This is a genomic window from Moorena sp. SIO3B2 (genome assembly GCF_010692525.1).
Lineage (GTDB): Bacteria > Cyanobacteriota > Cyanobacteriia > Cyanobacteriales > Coleofasciculaceae > Moorena > Moorena producens.
On sequence record NZ_JAAHHE010000491.1, the window covers coordinates 1 to 3,944 of the forward strand.

At 44.0% G+C, this 3,944-nt stretch carries 4 protein-coding genes; 1 reads left to right on the plus strand and 3 read right to left on the minus strand.

The window, feature by feature from the left end:
• Window positions 1-5 precede the first annotated feature (5 nt).
• From F6K38_RS36800 to F6K38_RS36810, 3 genes are all read right to left on the minus strand, one after another.
• Window positions 6-248 carry a hypothetical protein gene (locus F6K38_RS36800; RefSeq protein WP_044495321.1) on the minus strand — a complete coding sequence of 81 codons (243 nt, stop codon included), beginning with the start codon at window positions 246-248 and terminating at the stop codon, window positions 6-8.
• 74 nt (window positions 249-322) lie between these two features.
• Window positions 323-1,762, minus strand: a complete 1,440-nt coding sequence (locus F6K38_RS36805; RefSeq protein WP_008190118.1) for an alpha/beta hydrolase family protein — start codon at window positions 1,760-1,762, stop codon at window positions 323-325.
• 516 nt (window positions 1,763-2,278) lie between these two features.
• The gene (locus F6K38_RS36810; RefSeq protein ID WP_287359965.1) at window positions 2,279-3,139 is read right to left on the minus strand and encodes a DUF1350 family protein; all 861 of its coding nucleotides are present in this window, start codon (window positions 3,137-3,139) and stop codon (window positions 2,279-2,281) included.
• A 339-nt stretch (window positions 3,140-3,478) separates the two neighbouring features.
• On the opposite strand from F6K38_RS36810, the gene F6K38_RS36815 reads away from it, so the two are divergent.
• Complete coding sequence (locus F6K38_RS36815) at window positions 3,479-3,937, plus strand: hypothetical protein (RefSeq protein ID WP_131826906.1); 459 nt, start codon at window positions 3,479-3,481, stop codon at window positions 3,935-3,937.
• Window positions 3,938-3,944 lie beyond the last annotated feature (7 nt).

Genomic DNA, 3,944 nt, shown 5'->3' on the forward strand with positions numbered 1-3,944 from the left:
CAAGGTTATTTGGTTGAAGGTTGAAGGTTGACGGTTGGGGGTTGGAGGTTGGAGGTTGGAGGTTGGAGGTTGGAGGTTGAAGGTTGGAGGTTGCAGGTTGAAGGTTGGAGGTTGGAGGTTGGAGGTTGGAGGTTGAAGGTTGGAGGTTGCAGGTTGAAGGTTGCAGGTTTAAGGTTGTAGGTTAACAGTTGACGGTTGACCAACCTATGGAAGACAGGCTTATGGGTAAGAGTTTGAAGGGGTGACAAGCCGAGTCACCCTCAGACAGGGAAAGCGTTACAGCTATCGCAGTCCCTACTCAAATAGTGAAAAATTCCTTGGCTTATTGAGAATAAACAGGTAACCCAACTTTTGTCCCTATCCAATAGGCAACTCCAAGCAACAAGATAATCCCAAAAATCAATGCTAGTTTTGTCAGAAGGTTGCCACAATTCTTAGATGGAGTTGGTTGTACCTGAAAATGAGGGGTATGGAGATGATCAAGAAGGTCTTCTGGCGTTGTCTCCCCCGCAAATATCTTATCAGCACCAGGCCAAACATAGTCTATGTTATAAGCATTGGGTCCATTTTTGACGCCACCGAAATGTTTGAACAAGCCATCACCATAGTATTGAGTAGAGGTTACTGCCTGATTGTGAAATGCTACCAGTTGAGGCTCCGCCTGATCATTAGAATATGAGAAATAAATAGCCTTTTGCTCGCTATTGATAGCGTCATAATTGGAACACTTACCACCAACCCATTCAGACGGTGGAACCAACTCATCGGAGTTACCATGCAAAATTGCCACAGGTTCCGTCAGACTTTCACCCGTATTTTTAATCTTGATAGGATTCTTAACAAATGGAACGCAAAACAACTTCAAGATACAAATGACAAATTTGGGAATCCCATTCTCTGTGCTTGGAGTCGGATCCGCCACTACAATTTTCTTGGGAAAAAATCGACTCTCGGGCGAATTTACCTCCAAATGAAAAGGTAAACTTAGGGCAATTAACCCTCCCAAAGAATGACCAAAGGCAAAAGTATCTGGCTGATTCTGATCATTCCAATGTAAATATTGGTCCTGCTGCGACAGATACTCCCAGGCATCATTCGTGCAGGTGATCGCCTTCTCTAGGCATTCCTCAGGAGAATGGACTAAACTCAATGCTACTGTGGATAACAGATGAATTAAATTATTACTATACTCCCGCCGAAACCAACTAAGAATCATTAATAGAATAGTAATAACGATCATAGCTCGGGCTACTCTGCGCAATTCAAAAGCGCTGAATTCCGATAATTCGCCTTTTACAGCTAGATCGCCCCGTTCGTAAGCCTCAAACTCGGAAAGTATGGAGTCAATATTGTCTGTTGTTAATGAGGGAGTATTAATTGAAGAGTTAGCATTGGCTAACGTATCGGCTGACAATTTAGCCAAAGATCGCCATTTCTGCAAATAAGGGAAAGATTGTTTAGAGGGGGTAGGACCTTGAGGTGGAGTATTGGGATAAAAACTGTGTTGATAATCGGGGAAAAACACAATATATCCCTTTTTTACTAACTCAATGAGGTGAGCTTCATAAAAAGAGGGCATACACAGAGCAAATCCATGTAAATAAATAATGGCTTTCAGCTTTGTTTCAGTATTTTTGGCTTCCTCTGGAACATACACTCGGATAAAATTAGCGCTGAGGTGGCAACCATGTTGATACACATCATATCCTTTCTCAGATGGCACATGGACACATTGCCAAGATTGGGATAAAGAGTTTGACATTTAATGGTAATCCTACAATTGTGATAAATATTATACCAAGGAAAAGCAAATGGTAGCACAATTAGATTTAACTTAGGAAAAATAGAAGCAAATTTCGAGTTACCCCAGCACAAACATTCTGTCCCCAATTTGATTCAACCGTCCCTTCTTGATACAAAGCACGAGTGGGGGAAACTCCCTTTGGGCGACTGCATCACTACCAACTTTTCAAGCTCGTGATCTTTCCCTACACCCTACCCCCCTTCCCTTTCAAGGGTATGTTTTTTACAAAGACGTCAGGTGTGGGGTGTGGGGTGTGGGGTGTGGGGTGTGGGGGATAAGAAAATGTACTTAATTTGTCGCTATTGCATCAAGACAATGACTAACAATTCGTGATTCGGCCTTCGAGGATGGTTAGATAAATTTGGCCAAAATCCCGACTATTCGTCCAAAATTACCCCCATATCCCCATATCCCCACACTTCCCACACTTCCCATACTCTTCCACCTGTTCCCTGTTCCCTATTCCCTGTTCCCTTAGACTCGCTCGGCTAGTTTTGTGATCACTTGAATCACGGTATCCGCAAGTTGATCATTTCCCCGGAGCCAACCGAGGGGAGTTAGATGCTTACCGGGAAGTTTCTCATCAATGAGAAGTTTATTGCCTAAATTCTCCTCTAGCCAACGCACCGTTCCAGCTTGTTGAGCAATCTTATCCTTACTGAAGCTAATCAAAGCAGTAAGATTAAATAAACGGCTATTTTTGATCAAGCAATAGGTTTGTTCGGGTGTGGGTAACACCCCGAAACCAAGTCTGTCTACTAAATCAGCTATGAATGGAACAGGAACCGCACTACTGGTACCGCTAATAACAGGAGCCATTAATACAGATGGTTGATTGATCAAAGAAATATATTTTAGCTCAGCATCTCTGAGGCTATCTTCAATCTGCTTTTCTTGATCTTTACCCACACAATCTCCCAGAATTTCCTGAAGTTTTTTGGACTCCAAATCACTTAAAAGTTCCAAGAGTGCGATGTATTTTGTTCCAAGGCTGTGACCTAACCAAAAATAATTATTCCCTCTGGCAGAGGGGTCTTCTTCATAGATACTGTACTCATAGCCCAATTTTTTTGCTTCTTCCAAAATTCCCTGGAATAGGGTTTTTTCTTCTTTGACCAAACCAATTGCTACAGGCCAATGGCGGAAGGTAAATCTAAACGGTCTGGCAACAACGGTATAACCTGATTCAAATAATCGCTTGGCGATATATCGGTAGAAAATTGTCGGAAAACTTCCGAAAAACGCACCACCAATTAACTGAACAACACCTATCGGCTTGGGATGGATAGCAACCCAAGCAAAGGGAATTGGTCTAAATTTAAATTCGGCATTCATGGCAGTAAGCTCTTTTAGGATAACTAAGTTGCAGGTTGCAGGTTAAAGGTTAGAGGTTGAAGGTTACAGGTTAGAGGTTGAAGGTTAAAGGTTAGAGGTTGAAGGTTACAGGTTAGAGGTTACAGGTTACAGGTTAGAGGTTGAAGGTTAGAGGTTGAAGGTTGCAGGTTGCAGGTTTAAGGTTGCAGGTTTAAGGTTACAGGTTGCAGGTTGCAGGTTGCAGGTTGAAGGTTGCAGCTTGAAGGTTAGAGGTTGAAGGTTACAGGTTAGAGGTTACAGGTTACAGGTTAGAGCTTAGAGGTTACAGGTTACAGCTTTCAGGTTATTAACCCTTCAACCTTGGCCAAAGGCCACGCTACGCGAACAACATTAAAACCAAGCTTGGCCAAAGGCCACGCTACGCGAACAACCTTGGCCAAAGGCCACGCTACGCGAACAACCTTCAACCCAACCTTGGCCAAAGGCCACGCTACGCGAACAACCTTGGCCAAAGGCCACGCTACGCGAACAACCTTCAACCCAACCTTGGCCAAAGGCCACGCTACGCGAACAACCTTGGCCAAAGGCCACGCTACGCGAACAACCTTCAACCCAACCTTGGCCAAAGGCCACGCTACGCGAACAACCTTGGCCAAAGGCCACGCTACGCGAACAACCTTCAACATTCAACCTTCAACATTCAACCCCACCTTCAACCTTCAACCCAACCTTCAACCTTCGTTGTCTTTTCACCTGAGCCGAGTTGGGCACGAACAAACTGTGTCCGCCGCTCAGTTAATAGCAAACTCAGAGCCATGACGAATTC